This is a genomic window from Pseudomonas sp. Root562, assembly GCF_001427125.1.
Lineage (GTDB): Bacteria > Pseudomonadota > Gammaproteobacteria > Pseudomonadales > Pseudomonadaceae > Aquipseudomonas.
The window spans coordinates 729-15,323 of record NZ_LMGK01000014.1 but is presented as its reverse complement, the minus strand read 5'-3'; the positions used below and the strand labels follow the sequence as shown (position 1 = coordinate 15,323).

Sequence of the window (14,595 nt, the reverse complement as noted above, 5' to 3'; positions counted from 1 at the left end):
GCACCATGATCGATTCACGTACCGCTCCGTATGCCGCACTCGTTATGCGCCTGGCCCTTGGCATCATGTTCATTGCTCACGGCCTGACCAAGGTCCTGGTGTTCACCCCCGCTGGCACCGCAGGTTTTTTTGAGTCCATTGGTTTCCCGGGTTTCCTGGCGTACCCGGTCATGGCCTTTGAAGTCATCGGCGGCTTGATGCTGGTGCTGGGTGTCTACGCACGCTGGGTGGCCGCTCTGGCGGTGGTTCAACTGTTCGTGGCCGCTACCGTCCATTTCGGTAATGGCTGGAGCTTCACTAACGCCAATGGCGGCTGGGAATATCCTGTCTACCTGGCGGCAACAGCACTGGTTGTCGCGTTGCTGGGCGACGGCGCCATGGCGACAAAAGCATCCAGCAACGCGTAGGTTACTGCTGGCTCAACATCCATCGACGCCCTGCCCCGGAGCGTCGGTGGTTTTCGTTTGAACTCAACCGTAAGTCATCACGTCAGGCGCGATGTCATGAAACTCACGAACGCCTTGATCTTGGGCAACGGATGGCGACTCGATGGCCAAAGAATGCTGAACGTGCGGTGGTCACGAACGTAGCGATCCAGTACCGGCACCAATCGTCCTTCAGCAATCGCGCCCTCGACGAAAAAATCAGGGAGACAGGCGATTCCCAGCCCCGCCTCAGCCATTGCCATCAACGGTTCAATTGCGTTGGCGGTAGCTGACTGTCCCAGTTCAACACTGGTCTGCCCCTTTTTCGTCACCAGAGGCCAGGGGTCGAGTTTACCGCTGGTGGGAAATCGGTAACGCAGACATGAATGGCTGGACAGTTCCGAGGGTCGTGAAGGAACACCTCGCAGTGAAAGATATGCAGCAGATGCCACCAGGCGGTGACTGTAGCCATTGAGCTTGCGCATCATCAGCCGCGAGTCTTCAACTTCACCGATCCGCATCACGGCATCGAAACCCTCCTCGATCACGTTGACCAACCGATCACTGAACTCCAGCTCCAGCTCCACGTCGGGATAGGCCTGCTGAAACGCAATCAAGTGAGGCATCAGCCTCATCCCCAGCTGCGGCAAACCGAGGCGCAACTTTCCCTGGGGTTTACCGGCAGCCTGAGTGATCTCCCGTTTGGCGACTTCGTATTCCGCAAAAATTCGATGGCAGCGTTCCAGAAACAGGCTGCCTTCGGACGTCAGGGTGATGGCCCGCGTGGACCGATGAAACAGCCTCACACCCAGTTCTTCCTCCAATCGCGCAACCGCCTTGCCAACGGCAGATGACGACACGCCGGTTCTGCGCCCGGCTTCGGTAAAGCTGCGGGTTTGCGCGGCATGAACGAACGCGCCGAGCGCTCCAAAATGATCCATGGCCACCTCAATGTATTTGAGCGTTATTTTCGTAAATGATCGGAATTTCATCCTGTTTTTCTTTCCAATCATACAACTTATAGTCACCGCCATTGTGACTTCACCCGCTCTATCGCACCGCGAAGTTAACGTCATCTGACTACATGAGAGACCTCGAATGACTTCGATGCCTTCCCCCCTTGAACTCGCACCGGCGCTCAATCAGCACCCCGGCTTCGCACGGGTTTTTCAACCCGGCCATTTGACCTTCGGTTTTATTGCACCGCTGGAAAGCTATCCCGATAGCCCGGGCCCGACCCTGCAGGATCACGCGCAGTTAGCTCATAAGGTTGACGAAGCGGGGTTTTCTGCCATTTGGCTACGGGACGTGCCCTTTTACGATCCGAACTTCGGTGACGTGGGGCAAATTCTTGATCCGTTGGTATACGCCGGCTTCCTCGCTGCCGTGACCAAGCAGATAGCCATTGGTACTGCCGGCATTGTCCTGCCCCTGCGCGATCCGTTGATTGTTGCCAAGCAGGCCGCGAGTATCGACCAACTGCTGGGCGGGCGATTTATTCTGGGCCTGGCCACAGGTGATCGACCGGTGGAATACCCTGCCTTCGGACTCGACTTCAGCAATCGCGCAGAGCGTTTCCGTGATGCGCTGGCAATCATCCGCGCCGCTTCGGAAACACACTGGGCCGTGCACCCGTCTCGGTTTTATGGCCAGTTGAATGGAGACATCGACCTAGTTCCCAAACCAGTAGGCTCACGCATGCCAACCATGATCATTGGTCAAGCCGGCCAGTCGTTTGAGTGGGTTGGTAAAAACAGCGACGGCATTCTTTCCTACATTTCCAACCCAGCCTTGATTCCCCAGATCATCGAGCGGTGGCGTGCAGCCTGCGGCGACAACGTCTACAAGCCCTATGGCTACGGCACTCTGTTCGACCTGGACCGAGATCCGAACCATCCCCTCCAGGCAGGGCGCGTGCTGCGTGCCGGACGAAACGCGCTGATCGAACACTGGAAACGTCAACAGGACCAAGGCGTCAGTCACGTAGCCCTGCACTTCAAACCTCAACGACGCCACGCCTCGGAAGTCATCGACGAGCTAGGCGAATACCTCTTGCCGCACTTTCCAAGTGCGTCCTTACCCGCCAAACCAACTACAGCGCAGACCCACTCATGAATCGTCCTTTGCATCACATGGATTTCATTTTTCAGACAGCCATGGGGACCTATCCCCTGGCGGCGCAGTGCGAGATGCTCGCCGAGCTTGGCTACCAAGGATTGACGATGTCTGCCTGGAGTAACGATTTGAAGTCGATCGCCCAGGTCAAACCCACCTGGGGCCTGGACGTCGGTGCCGTCTACCTGATTTATCGCAGGGGCCTGGAATCGTTTGTGACCAACCTGTTCGAGACTATCGAGGGCTGCACCACCATCGAACTGGCCCTGCACTCCGGCGACGAAGTCACCAACTTCGACCGCCAAATGATCCAGCGCCTACTCCCGATCTGCGAGCGCCGAGGCCTGGAGATCAGCCTGTATCCGCACGCCCGCTACGGCATGCAGACGACCACCGAGGCAGTCGCCCTGTGCAGGGAGTTCAATCATCCGCGACTCAACATCGTGTTCAATGGATATCACTGGTACGCGACTGAAGAACAGGCCTTGGAGCAGCGCCTTGACGCGATGTGGCCTTGGTTGAAACAGGTGAACATCGCTGGCACTCGACGCTCCCCGCTCGGATGGGGCGGCCTTGCAACCATCGAACCGCTCGATGAGGGGGAAATGGACAACTTCGTGTTGCTGGGCGCGCTCGAACGGCGTGGCTTTGACGGACGGTTTGGCGTGCTAGGCTGGGAAAGCATGGGCGGCGATGTCTACGGCAACCTGCGCCGATCGGCCACCGCCTTTCGGTCCATGGAACAACGGTTGGCTGCCCACCCCGAGTGGGCTGTCGTGACCGACTCGCCCCGCTGAGCCAGGAGATAAATCATGGCTCATCGCATCCATGCGCTCGATTCCTTCTTCTACTCATCGATGGGCGTATACGCCTTTCAGACACAGTGCGAAATGTTGGCCGAGATCGGCTACGACGGCATCACTGTCGCCGCCTGGGGTGGCACACCCCTGACCGACCTCAGCCTGTTGCCCAGCGTCCGGGAAAACCATGGCCTGCACATTGAAGGCCTTTATCTGGTGCTACATGAGGGACGCAACGATGCCCTGATACGGCGCATCGTCGAAACCGTCGAGGGTGTAGAGCTGATCGAGTTGGCGATTCAGACCACCGTCAATGGCGCCCAAGCCATTCTGCGGTTTATCGAGTCGCTGCTGCCCATTGCCGAGCGGCGCGGATTACGGATCGCCTTGTATCCGCATCTTCATCATGTCACCCAGACCACTACGCAAGTCGTGCAGATTTGCGAGCTCTTTTCTCACCCACGCCTGGGGGCCTCGTTCAATGGGTATCACTGGTACGCCAGCCAGGAAGGCGAATTGGAGCGGCGCCTTGCAGCAATGAAACCCTGGCTCATGCAAGTGGTGACTTCTGGCAGTGCACTTTCGCAGTTGGGCTGGGGCGGCGTGGCGACCATGGAGCCAGTCGACCGCGGTGAGATGGACAACTTCGCCTTGATCGCCGCGCTGAATCGCGTCGGTTATACCGGCAGCCTTGGCGTGCTCGGCTGGGATTACGGGGGTGACATTTACCTCAAGCTCCAGCGCTGCCTGGCAACGCTACGGGAAATCGATCAACGCCTGGAACGTCATCCGTCCTGGTCGGATTTCACGCTGAAGTAGCGGATGGCCGCGTCACAGAACTCAACTCAAAAACGGAACATGCAATGACAGCCCTTTCTGTGCTTGACCTCATGATGATCGGCGAAGGAAAAACCTTTGCCAACACGCTGGATGACGCCGCCTCCCTGGCGCGACACGTGGAAGCCCATGGCTACAAACGCTATTGGATCGCCGAGCACCACGACCTTCCGGGAATTGCCTCTTCGGCGACCACCTTGCTCATCCAGCATCTTGCTATGGCAACCAGCACACTGCGTATCGGTTCCGGTGGAATCATGCTACCCAACCACTCGCCTCTAATAGTGGCGGAGCAGTTCGGGACATTGAATACCTTGTTTCCCGGTCGCATCGATTTGGGCATTGGCAGAGCACCGGGGTCGGCAGGGCTGGCTATTCGTGCCATGCGCGGTGATGCCTCCGAGCGAGACTTTGCCCAGGATATCCAGCAATTGACGGACTACCTGGCGGACAACGGAAATCAGCCGGTTCGTGCAATCCCTGAAACCCATGACGTTCCGCTATGGCTATTGGGTTCAAGCCTCAACAGCGCAGATCTCGCTGCAAAAATGGGGCTCCCCTACGCGTTCGCTTCACATTTCGCGCCTCGATTCCTGATGCAGGCCATCGCGCACTATCGCGCCTCGTTCCGGCCCTCGATGTTGCTTGACCGCCCCTATGTCATCGCTGGCGCCAATGTCTTCGCGGCCCCCTCACGCGCCGAAGCCGATTACCTGGCGAGTTCGCACCGTCATTGGGTGGCCAATTTATACGCGGGCAAAGCAGGGAAGCTGCCGAGCCCGCAAGAGGGTTACATGGAGAGGCTCGCCGACGCGGATCGGCATAATCTGGCGCAAGCCATGGCTTGCACTGCGGTAGGCGATCAGGATGATGTGGGAAGCTGGCTGCGTCAGTTCATCGCGACCACCAAGGCGGACGAGGTGATCATCGATGCGAGAATTCATGACCCCGACGCACGCTGCCGCTCCTATCAACTGGCCGCGCAATCCATTGCCGACCTGCTTGACTGAGACATCCATGTGCTGAGTTAACGCAAGAAAACGGTATTGGTGAATGCCCCGGTACAAGGCGTCGTCAATCCGCTTGAGTGATGGACGACGCCTGTTCGGCATGACATTGCTTCAGCAACGCATGACCGTCAGTCAAGACTCAATTGAAAACCATGCCACCATCAATAATGACCGCCTGGCCTGTCATGTAGTCAGAGTCAGGCCCGGACAGGAATGACACACAGGCCGCAACGTCCTCTGGCTGAGACAGTCTCTTCAACGCAATATGCTGGGCGAATTGCTGCATTCCCCATTCAAAGCTTTGGTTGGCATTGTCCGCCACATCTTGAGCCACCTTACGCATCATGGGTGTATTCACAATGCCTGGGCAGTAAGCATTCACCGTAATGCCGAGGTGGGCCAACTCCCTGGCCGCCGTTTGGGTGATGCCCCGTACGGCAAACTTGGTCCCGCCATACACCGCCAGGTCCGGATTGCCGACGTGACCGGCCTGCGAGGAGGCGCTGATGATTTTGCCGCCGTGCCCCAGCGTTTTGAATGCATCAACAGCCGCCTGTATACCCCACAGAACGCCACCCACATTGATATCAAAGGTTCTCCGATAAATTTCTGGGGTTATCGATTCAATTGGTGCAATCGGCGCAATGCCCGCATTATTGATGACCACGTGTAGATCACCCAGAGCCTCCACTGCTTGCTTCACGGCCTTGAAGACATCCTCACGATCGGCCACATCAACCCGTATCGCCAGGGCTCGGCCACCCTCCTTATTGATTCTGTCCGCCACGAAACTTGCACTTTCGATGTTCATGTCAGCACAGGCCACTGCAAAACCATCTGACGCCAGTCGCATCGCAATGGCCTCACCGATTCCTTGACCTGCACCTGTGACAAAAGCAACTTTTGCGTGAGATTTACTCATTTCATTTTTCCTTCTCGATCGTTATGGGGAAATCAGACAGCGAGTACTAAAAAGCCGCGTTGGCAGGCACGCCAGTCAGTCAACCGTCAGAAGCTGGCCTGGATTTTCAGGCCTGCGACCAAGGCGTTATCCACTTCATAAACCCCGCCGGGGTGACGGACGTACTGCAGGTTCGGACGCACGGTCAGCCAGTCGGAAACATGAATCCCATAGTTGAGTTCGATGTCGTACTCACTGTGCTGAACGGGGACGAATTGCGGGTTATCGTAGTCGTCGATGCCCGAGCTTTCATTGATCTGGCGCTGGCGTTTGCTCACGTCATCGTTGACCAGCAGCCGAGCGACTCCCAAACCGATGTCATCCTTCGGCCGGGCATCGAAAGGTCCTCTGTAGACCGCGCCGATGTTCTGGAAACTCTCGATGCCGCTAGTGGCCTTGTCGTGTACGGTCACGCTGGCGAAGACGCTCAAGCCGCGTGACGCATCGCCGTGATGGGTGGTGAGTTGCTGCTGGCCCATGATCCACGCGCCATGTTTGCTGCTGCGGGACTTGGGTGCCTGGCCGGTCAACCCTTGTGGCTGGCCGTTAACATCGTCGTACACATCATTCGCGCTGGCACTGCTGTGGTAGTAGCCCAAGCGGTACTCACCCGGCAATGACTCAGTGCCCAGCGTCGGCGTCCAGATCACCTCTACGGGTACGAGTGCACCCTTGGTACCACTCCCGCTAAGCTTGAAGCCGTTGTTGGTCTCCAGGTTCGAAGGGTTTTGCTCGTACACCCCGATCTGCACGGCCCACTGTTGATCGATGTTGTACCTGGCTCGCAGCCCCCACTGGCTAACGGGACCGCTGTACCACACATCCCCCGCAACGTTGCCGACGGGAGCACTGCAGAACGACAGACTCTGGAAGTCACAAGGAAAACTGTTGAAGTCCTCGTTGACACCCAATCGTCCCAGCTTGAGGTCCAGGGCACTGTCGAAAAACTTCTGTCGATACCACATCTGGGTCAAGCGCCAAGTTTGACCGCGTCCCCATACCTCCTGCACGGAACTGAGTTGACCCGTACGAGGGTCGGCAATCCGATCATTGGAGAGATTGTTGCCGTTACGCTCGGTCACCAAAAGTTGGAACTCTGCATCATTCCAGCCAAGGAGCTTTTGCAGATCCAGGTGCGTGCCGAGTGCCCATTGAGCCGTGTAGCGTGCGGTGTGATCATGGTTGTAGCCACCTTGCAGATTGGTGGCCGCTTCTCCGGTATAACCGACGATAACGTCCACTCCCTTTTCCAGTAACTCACTGCGTTCACCGCCCCAATCTCCCAATCCCCATCGGGGCGAGGAGTCTGCTGCTGATACAGATACAGGTAGGCACGCCAGCAACCCAAGCCCCAACGGCAGTTGCCAATAGGTATTCATGTCGACTTTCCTTGTTTTTATGTTTTTACGACACAGCGTTAGCCAGACCGCAGGGCAACGCCGTTGCGGTCATGAAAAAAGTGGTTGTTTGAAAAAAGTACAGTGGCGGGTTAGATGCCGGCCAGGCACAGGTACTTGATTTCGAGATAGTCCTCGAGTCCGTACTTCGATCCCTCCCGGCCGACACCGGACGCCTTGATACCGCCGAAGGGCGCGGCTTCGGAACTGATGATTCCGGTGTTTACGCCTACAATTCCGTACTCCAGGGCTTCACCGATGCGAAACGCCCTTCCCAGGTTCGCGGTATAGAAATACGCCGCCAGGCCGAACTCGGTGTCGTTGGCTTTGCCGATGACTTCGGCGTCATCGTAGAAGCGGAAGACTGGCGCGAGCGGGCCGAAGGTTTCTTCTTTAGCTACCCGGGCGCTATCGGGCACATCCACCAGGATGGTCGGCTCGAAAAAGTTGCCCCCAAGGGCATGGGCGGCGCCTCCTTTGATGACTTTGGCACCCTTGGCCAAAGCATCTTCAATATGCTCGCGGACTTTGGCGACGGCCTTGCCATCAATCAATGGGCCAAGGGTGACGCCCTCAGAAAAACCGTCGCCGATTTTCAGTGCGCCCACCGCTGAAGCGAGCTTGTCGATGAAGGTGTCGTATACCTTGTCGTGGACATACAGGCGGTTAGCACAGACGCAGGTTTGCCCGGCATTGCGAAATTTGGAGGCCAACGCTCCCTCTACGGCAGCATCAAGATCGGCATCTTCAAAGACAATGAACGGCGCATTACCGCCTAACTCCAGCGAGACTTTCTTGATGTCGTGAGCGCATTTTTCCATGATCTGACGGCCGATTTCAGTAGAGCCGGTGAATGAAATTTTGCGCACAGTTGGGTTGCTGGTCAGCTCTTCTGCAATCTCTGCTGCCGCACCGGTCACCACCGACAACACCCCTTTTGGGATGCCCGCCTGCTCGGCCAGGTAGACCAACGCCAATGCTGAAAAAGGCGTTTGAGAGGCTGGCTTGATGACCATGGTGCAACCGGCCGCTAATGCAGGGCCAGCTTTGCGGGTGATCATGGCGCTAGGGAAGTTCCATGGGGTGATGGCTGCGCAAACTCCGACGGGCTGTTTGATGACCAGCAGGCGTTTGTCCGTGGCACCCGGAATAATATCCCCGTATACACGCTTGGCTTCCTCCGCATACCACTCGATATAGGACGCGCCGAAGGTGATTTCGCCCAATGCTTCGGGCAGTGGCTTACCCTGCTCCAGGGTCATGATCTGAGCCAGATCGTGCTGATTTTCAATGATCAGGTTGTACCAGCGCCGCAGCAGAGTGGCGCGTTCCTTTGCCGACAGGTCACGCCAAGAAGGTAGCGCGCGTTCGGCCGCCGCAATAGCACGACGAGTCTCGGCCTTGCCCATACGTGGCACCTGGCCAATGGAGGCATTGGACGACGGATTAACAACTGTGATGGTGGCGGCGCTGTCACCAGAGGTCCATTCACCATCGATATAGGATTGCTGGCGGAAAAGTTGAGGGTTATTCAGTATCACTGCATGTTCTCCATTGGGCGCGCAGCTCCGGCGGAGCCGCACCTGTTCAACACTCGCCTGTGCGCCCTGCGCTACAGGCGAATGCATCCGTGATTGCCAGTTGCGTCCCGTCGATCAATGCAGGGCGATACGCACGTGCTTGTCCGACACAGTCACGGCCTTGAACTTGAAGCCTCGGTAGTCATTGTTTTTTACCGACGTAAGCTGTTCGCTGAATGCCCCCAGTCCGCCCATGTAGAAGTAAACCTTATTGCTCTTGCCGGGGATGTTGGCACCGAAGATCCAAGAGTCGGTCTTGGCGAAGAGCGTTTGATCGGCAATTTCCTGGCAGGTCACACCCCATTCATGCTCGCTCTGCGGATCGGGTTCCACGCATGCCAACTCGTTTTCCTCCATGAAGCCGATCAGCTCTGATACCCATTCAACTTCGGTTTCAATGGTGGGTGGCAGGTTGGTGAATGGACCGTTCGGGCCGAGAATCATGAACATATTGGGGAAGTTGGCGGTGGCGACCGATAGATAACTCGAAGGTCCGTCGGCCCAGTGATCGTTGATCGACACATTGTCGCGCCCGCGTATATCGATGCGCTTGTAGTTGCCGTCCACGGCATCAAAGCCGGTGGCAAATACCAGTACATCCAGTTCGTGTTCCACCCCGTCCGCGGTGCGAATGCCCTTGGCGGTGATTTCTTCGATAGGATTGGCTTTTACATCGACCAGCGACACGTTTTCCCGGTTGAAGGTGGCGTAGTAACCGCTGTCACACAGTGGCCGTTTCGCATAGAGGTCGCGGGGCATCAACTTGCGCGCGGTTTCCGGGTCCTTGACGATTTCCGCGATTTTTTCCCGCACAAAGTCTTGGGCGGCGATGTTCGCTTCTTCGCTGGTTGCGATGTCATTGAAGGTCTGGAACATGTAGCGAAAACCGCCGCCACCGTCCCAGGCTCGCTGAAAGATGGATTTTCGCTCGGCGGCATCGACACTCATGGTTGGAATATCGCTTTCCTGGAAACCGAACGCCAGGCGCGAGGAGCGCACCTCTTTCCAGATGGCGTCGTAGTTTCGTTTGATGTCATCCACGTATTCGCGACTGAGTGGGCCGTTACCCACCGGCACTGTGTATTGCGCGGAACGTTGGAACACACTCAAGTGGCCGACTATCGGGGCAATCGCGGTGATGACCTGGCAACCTGTCGAACCTGTGCCAATGACGCCCACACGCTTGCCTTCCAGCACAGCATCAGCAGGCCAGTTGGCGGTGTGGTACATCTGGCCCTTGAATTGATCAAGGCCCTTGATCTTCGGAACATTGGTTGCTGAAAGCAGACCCAACGCCGTGACCAGATACTTGGCGCTGTACTGATGTCCATCATCGGTGCTGAGGAGCCAGCGGCTGCTTTGTTCGTCGAACACGGCAGAGGTGATCGCAGTTTCCAGTTGGATATCGCGACGCAGGTCATGTCGATCAACCGCGTGGTTCAGATAGGACAGAATTTGCGGCTGAGTTAGATAACGCGTGGTGATGTCCCACTCCTGGCAAAGCTCACGATCCCAGGAGAAGCAATAGACGAAGGATTCACTGTCGGATAATGCACCCGGATAGCGGTTCCAGTACCAGGTGCCACCGACGCCGCCCGCCTTATCGAAGGTTCGAACTTTCAAACCGAGTTCATCGCGCAACTTTTTGAGCATGTAAATGCCGCCAAAGCCCGCGCCGATTACGATGGCGTCGTAGTCAATGATATCGGTGCCAACAGAACGTTTGGCCAGAACTGTAGTTGTCATTATGTTCTCCTGTTTCGATCTATTCGCCGCAGGCTTCAACTAACGCCAGCGCGTTTTTGAAAGCTGCAAGCAAGCCGTATCTGCTTCCCATGACTGAACAGCCAGGGAAGTGATCAAGAAATATTTGGTTAAGCGGGTTAGTAAATTTCCGCTCGCTCAACTAGAGCGAGAAGCCGCCATCTACGGCGATCGCCTGTCCGGTGACGTGGGGCGCACAGGCCAGATAAACCGCTAATTGGCCCATGTCTTCAACCGTTTGGGCCTCGCCTTGGGGCAGGAGGCTGGACTGGTGGCGCTCCCAGGACTGCACTTCCGTCTCGCCAGGCTGAGCCCAGCGTGCAGAAAGCCCTTCATCACCACGCCACATGCCAGTGCCGACCACTCCCGGGCAAAGTGCATTGACGGTGATGCCTTCACGGGCAACCTCTTTGGCAAAGGCATTGGTAAAGCCGATCACTGCAAATTTGGAAGCGCTGTAATGGGACAGGTCCGGGAATCCGACTTTGCCGGCGATCGAGGCGAGATTGATGATTCGCCCGAGCTTATGTTCGCGCATCAATTTGAGTTCCGCCTGGCAGCACAGGAACACACCGCGCGCGTTGATGTTCATGATCCGGTCCCATTCGCTGACCGGCAATTCTTCGACCTTGCCGAGGCTGACCACGCCCGCGTTGTTGACCGCCACATCGAGGCGACCAAACGCGCTCCTGACTTGTTCGATCATGCTGGCGACGCTCTCGGGCTTACTTACATCAACTTGCAGGGCGACAGCTTGACGACCTAGGGCGCGAACCTTGGCGGCGGCCTCTTCCGCGATGCCGATGTCGTAATCAGCGAGTACCAGATCAGCGCCAGCCTGGGCCAGGCTCAGCGCAATGCCCTGTCCAATACCACGTCCAGCACCGGTCACCAGGGCAACTTTGCCTGTCAGGGAGAAGTCGATAGCTTTGGATACGCTCATTTGATGCCTCTGTTCATTATTGTTGTTGAGATGCGGCCGTCTCACGCGGCTCGCTGAGACAGTAAAAGCAAGTCGAATGCCAAATCTCGAATAATTGGCTGAAAGCCCCAGAATAGAGCGGCTTACTACTTATGAAATGTGTCGAGTCTGGTGGTTTGATAAAGACATAATGGCTCTCGCACCTCCGATCGGGCTGCGAATACTGAGATGTTATGTCTCACGCAGGAACGGCTGATCGAATCAGCTTGTGAGGGCTGCCCAACAAGCCTTTAATGAACTTTACAAAAAATAAGATCTGACCATTCGGAGGTACCATGTCCTCTGGCTACGCAAAGACTCACGTCGACCACGTGAGTCGAGTGTTACGCACTGCCGAAAGTGCTCCGACCCTGCCGGTACCCAACATCATCCTCGATTCGTGGCGTCGCTCGGTGCAGCACCATAAACTCGACCCTGGTTCATTGCAGGGGCCCAGAATTCTTGAGGCTCACCAGCTCCATGAGCACCGTGAGCGCGTCGACGACTTCCTGCACCTGGCAGGCGATGAGATATCTCGCCTGCACAACCGGGTACGTGAAGCCGATTACTGTGTGATGCTCACCGACACGCTGGGTTGCACGGTTGACTACCGCATTGAATCGACCATACGCAGCGAATACCGCCGCGCGGGCATGGATGTCGGGACCTGTTGGTCCGAAAGCGTAGAAGGAACAACGGGCGTCTGTGCGGTCCTGATCGACAAACAGCCGGTCACCGTTCATAAACACGACCACTTCCGCGCCGCTTTTATCGGAATCACCTGCTCCGCCGCGCCGGTGTTTTCACCAAACGGCGAGATCCTGGCTGTTCTGGATGTCTCTTCGATCCGCTCTCCGGATGACCGGCGCAGTCAGCACTTGATCAGGCAGATGGTCATCCAGAGCGCCACTGACATCGAGAACGCCTATTTCATGTACAGCACTCAGGATCTGTGGGTGCTGCGCGCACATCCCCTGCCCGGCTACATCGACAGCCAGCCACAATGCCTGTTCGCCTGGGACCGCGATGGAGTGATTCAGGCGCTCAACCCCGCCGCCCGACGCCTCTTGTTACAGCGCCACGGCAGAATTCCCGTCAGTATCCATGAAGCATTCGGCTCGGCACGATTACCTGCCGCCAGCGACGACAGTGTTCACTACCTGCCTTCAATGGGGCTGCACGTTCGACTCAAAGCTCCACGTAGACCAACCAGTGTGACCGTTGAGAACAATGTCGTTTCATCAATTGATCCCAAAGTCGCCCAAGCACTAGAGCTGGCCGTGCGTGTCAAGGACCGCGGGTTGCCCGTTCTGATCCATGGAGAGACGGGAGCTGGCAAGGAATACTTCGCCCTGCAACTGCATAGAGCGAGCAAACGCCGTGACAAACCCTTCGTTGCGGTGAACTGTGCGGCGATACCCGAGAACCTCATTGAGAGCGAGTTGTTCGGATACGTCGCCGGCGCGTTCACCGGCGCATCCAGCAAAGGCATGCGCGGCCTGCTGCAGCAAGCCGATGGCGGTACGCTATTCCTGGATGAAATTGGCGATATGCCACTGATGTTACAAACTCGCTTGCTCAGGGTCCTAAGCGAGGGTGAAGTGGCGCCGTTGGGTGGAGCCCGGCCACAGTCGATTGACATTCAGGTCATTTGCGCCAGTCACCGTGATATTTCCACGCTGGTGGAAACCGGCGGCTTTCGCGAAGACCTGTATTTTCGTTTGAGCGGTGCGCGCTTCGACATACCGCCGCTGCGTGAGCGCAAAGACAAGCTCGCGCTGATCAACAGGCTGCTGGATGAGGAGTGTCACCGCTCGGGAGACAAGCTCGAACTGAGCGAAGCGGCACTGGAAATGCTCTTGAACTACAACTGGCCAGGTAATATGCGTCAGTTGCATCACGTACTGCGCTACGCGTGTGCAGTCTGTACCAGCCACATCATCGGCGTGAAGGACTTGCCTGCCACCCTAGGCACAAGCACGCCGGTAATGGGGCAGGAAGCGGTATCGGGCAGCCCCGAACGTCAGACATTGATTGATACCCTTGTACGCAATCGTTGGAAACCTCTGCTGGCCGCACAAGAATTGGGAATTTCTCGTGCAACTCTCTATCGCAAAGTGAACCAGCACGGCATCAAAATGCCGGGCAAAGGCTCCTATAACTGAGCATGCACAGGCGCTACGAACGTAGCGCCTGGCCCCATCGTTTCAAGTTCAGATCAATTGCTGCAACTGCGGCACTGCCTCAAACAAGTCTGCTACCAGGCCGTAATCGGCCACCTGGAAGATCGGCGCTTCTTCGTCCTTGTTGATCGCCACGATCACCTTGGAGTCTTTCATGCCGGCCAAGTGCTGGATCGCGCCGGAGATACCGACGGCGATGTACAGCTGTGGAGCAACGATCTTGCCGGTCTGGCCGACCTGCATGTCGTTGGGTACGAAACCTGCGTCGACCGCGGCGCGCGAAGCACCAACGGCAGCGCCCAGCTTGTCGATGCCGCGGCCGCCGGAAACGACGATCTTGGCAGCGGTCAGTTCCGGACGATCGGACTTGGCCAGTTCTTCGCCGACGAAGCTGGAGATGCCAGCGTCGTGTGCAGCGCCAACGGATTCAACCGAAGCGGAACCACCTTCAGCGGCAACCGGGTCGAAACCGGTGGCACGCACGGTGATGACCTTGACCGCAGCGTTCGATTGAACGGTCGCGATGGCGTTACCGGCGTAGATCGGACGCTTGAAGGTGTCA

General features: G+C 57.1%; 13 protein-coding genes. 6 read left to right on the top strand and 7 right to left on the bottom strand.

Going from position 1 to position 14,595, the window contains the following annotated elements; genetic code table 11:
- The first annotated feature begins 5 nt into the window (after window positions 1-5).
- Window positions 6-407: a DoxX family protein gene (locus ASD60_RS13235; RefSeq protein WP_008017967.1), complete on the top strand. Its 402-nt coding sequence runs from the start codon at window positions 6-8 to the stop codon at window positions 405-407.
- Between the two features lie 77 nt (window positions 408-484).
- On the opposite strand, the gene ASD60_RS13230 is transcribed toward ASD60_RS13235, so the two are convergent.
- The gene (locus tag ASD60_RS13230; RefSeq protein WP_056854436.1) at window positions 485-1,366 is read right to left on the bottom strand and encodes a LysR family transcriptional regulator; all 882 of its coding nucleotides are present in this window, start codon (window positions 1,364-1,366) and stop codon (window positions 485-487) included.
- A 157-nt stretch (window positions 1,367-1,523) separates the two neighbouring features.
- On the opposite strand from ASD60_RS13230, the gene ASD60_RS13225 reads away from it, so the two are divergent.
- From ASD60_RS13225 to ASD60_RS13210, 4 genes are read left to right on the top strand one after another with little or no spacing between them, the layout of a single operon-like run.
- Complete coding sequence (locus ASD60_RS13225) at window positions 1,524-2,540, top strand: LLM class oxidoreductase (RefSeq protein WP_056854435.1); 1,017 nt, start codon at window positions 1,524-1,526, stop codon at window positions 2,538-2,540.
- Complete coding sequence (locus ASD60_RS13220; protein WP_056854434.1) at window positions 2,537-3,337, top strand: sugar phosphate isomerase/epimerase family protein; 801 nt, start codon at window positions 2,537-2,539, stop codon at window positions 3,335-3,337. The genes ASD60_RS13225 and ASD60_RS13220 overlap by 4 nt, the downstream gene beginning before the upstream one ends.
- 15 nt (window positions 3,338-3,352) lie before the next feature.
- Window positions 3,353-4,159: a sugar phosphate isomerase/epimerase family protein gene (locus tag ASD60_RS13215; RefSeq protein WP_056854433.1), complete on the top strand. Its 807-nt coding sequence runs from the start codon at window positions 3,353-3,355 to the stop codon at window positions 4,157-4,159.
- A 44-nt stretch (window positions 4,160-4,203) separates the two neighbouring features.
- On the top strand, window positions 4,204-5,187 hold the full coding sequence (locus ASD60_RS13210; RefSeq protein WP_007970858.1) for an LLM class flavin-dependent oxidoreductase: 984 nt from the start codon (window positions 4,204-4,206) through the stop codon (window positions 5,185-5,187).
- A 139-nt stretch (window positions 5,188-5,326) separates the two neighbouring features.
- Here the strand turns inward: ASD60_RS13210 and ASD60_RS13205 are convergent, their stop codons facing one another.
- From ASD60_RS13205 to ASD60_RS13185, 5 genes are all read right to left on the bottom strand, one after another.
- Complete coding sequence (locus tag ASD60_RS13205; RefSeq protein ID WP_056854432.1) at window positions 5,327-6,109, bottom strand: (S)-acetoin forming diacetyl reductase; 783 nt, start codon at window positions 6,107-6,109, stop codon at window positions 5,327-5,329.
- Between the two features lie 86 nt (window positions 6,110-6,195).
- Window positions 6,196-7,527 (bottom strand): carbohydrate porin, encoded by a 1,332-nt coding sequence (locus tag ASD60_RS13200; RefSeq protein ID WP_056854431.1) that lies wholly within the window; start codon window positions 7,525-7,527, stop codon window positions 6,196-6,198.
- 110 nt (window positions 7,528-7,637) lie between these two features.
- Entirely contained in the window at window positions 7,638-9,086 is a 1,449-nt protein-coding gene (gene gabD, locus ASD60_RS13195; RefSeq protein WP_056854430.1) for an NADP-dependent succinate-semialdehyde dehydrogenase, read from the bottom strand.
- Window positions 9,087-9,200: 114 nt separating this feature from the next.
- Window positions 9,201-10,871 (bottom strand): flavin-containing monooxygenase, encoded by a 1,671-nt coding sequence (locus tag ASD60_RS13190; protein ID WP_056854429.1) that lies wholly within the window; start codon window positions 10,869-10,871, stop codon window positions 9,201-9,203.
- 160 nt (window positions 10,872-11,031) lie between these two features.
- Complete coding sequence (locus ASD60_RS13185; protein ID WP_056854428.1) at window positions 11,032-11,832, bottom strand: SDR family NAD(P)-dependent oxidoreductase; 801 nt, start codon at window positions 11,830-11,832, stop codon at window positions 11,032-11,034.
- Window positions 11,833-12,146: 314 nt separating this feature from the next.
- Here ASD60_RS13185 and ASD60_RS13180 point away from each other — a divergent pair, with 314 nt between their 5' ends.
- Window positions 12,147-14,015 (top strand): sigma-54-dependent Fis family transcriptional regulator, encoded by a 1,869-nt coding sequence (locus ASD60_RS13180; RefSeq protein ID WP_056854427.1) that lies wholly within the window; start codon window positions 12,147-12,149, stop codon window positions 14,013-14,015.
- A 48-nt stretch (window positions 14,016-14,063) separates the two neighbouring features.
- Here the strand turns inward: ASD60_RS13180 and ASD60_RS13175 are convergent.
- The coding region (locus tag ASD60_RS13175) for an electron transfer flavoprotein subunit alpha/FixB family protein (protein WP_201783977.1) at window positions 14,064-14,595 on the bottom strand (532 nt) is incomplete at its 5' end.